At 68.6% G+C, this 1,079-nt stretch carries 1 protein-coding gene; it reads right to left on the reverse strand.

Translation table 11 applies throughout. The features are described from left to right. Window positions 1-1,079, reverse strand: a 1,079-nt coding sequence (locus B3873_RS16160; RefSeq protein ID WP_286867293.1) for an NAD(P)H-hydrate epimerase, incomplete at both ends; no start/stop codon positions are given.

Here is a 1,079-nt window from a genome sequence, read left to right on the forward strand (position 1 = left end):
TGCGGGCGGTCCTGCTGGATTTGCTGGGTGGTGCTGTCGAGCAGGCGTGCTGCCTCCAGCGGATGGGGCGTGATGATGCTGCAGGCCTCCTTGCTGCGCTGGCTGCGGCGATGCAGCTTGTGCTGCAGCGTGGGTTCGGCCGAGATCAGGTTCAGGGCATCGGCATCGACCACGATGTCGGCTTCGCTGTCGAGCGCCCGCGCCAGGATGTCATGCGCATGGCGCGAGGTACCCAGGCCGGGTCCGATCACCAGCGCCGCGCTGGCGCCGAATTCGACACGGTCGGCCAGGCGGAACATCAGTTCGGGATGCTTGTCGTCATAGGCCGGGCCATCGTCGACGAAGGCCACATAGACCCGTCCGGCTCCGCCGAAGGCGGCGGTGCGCGCCGCCAGCACTGGCGCACCGGCCATGCCGCGCGCACCGCCCACCACGATGACGTCGCCGTAGCTGCCCTTGTGGCTGTTGTTGGCACGTGGCTTGAGCGCGGTGGCAAAACTCTGCGGACCATTCAGGAAGGCACGCGCCGGCGGCAGCAGGGCGGTGTCGATCTCCAGTGCGTCGACCACGATCTGGCCGCTGTGGTCGCTGCCGTCACAAGTGTGCAGTCCGGGCTTGTCGCCGATGAAGCTCAGGGTATGGGTGGCCTGCACCGCCACGCCCTCGCGGCCGCCCACGATGCTGCCGGTATCGGCATTCAGTCCGCTGGGGACATCGATGGACAGCACCGGGCAGCGCAGGCTGTTGATGTACTCGATGATGGGCCGCAGGGCCGGGCCGGGCGGGCGCGTCAGGCCGATGCCGAACAGTCCGTCGATCACCAGCGCCCAGGAGCGGGCGCGCAGCGGGACATCCCCCGTTCCTTCAATGAACTCCAGCTCGGCCTCGCGCGCCCGTGCCAGGGCACGGCGCGCATCGGCAGGCTGGCGGCTTTCATCGGCGTGCAGCTGAACGCTCACTTCGATGCCGGCTTCTTCCAGCAGGCAGGCGGCTTCCAGTGCGTCACCGCCATTGTTGCCGGGACCGGCCAGGACCAGCACCGAGGGCGAGGAGGCCGTGGTCGAACACAGCAACTGCTG

It is taken from the genome of Herbaspirillum sp. UBA812 (assembly GCF_002296545.1).
In the GTDB taxonomy this organism is placed as follows: Bacteria; Pseudomonadota; Gammaproteobacteria; order Burkholderiales; family Burkholderiaceae_D; genus Herbaspirillum; species Herbaspirillum huttiense.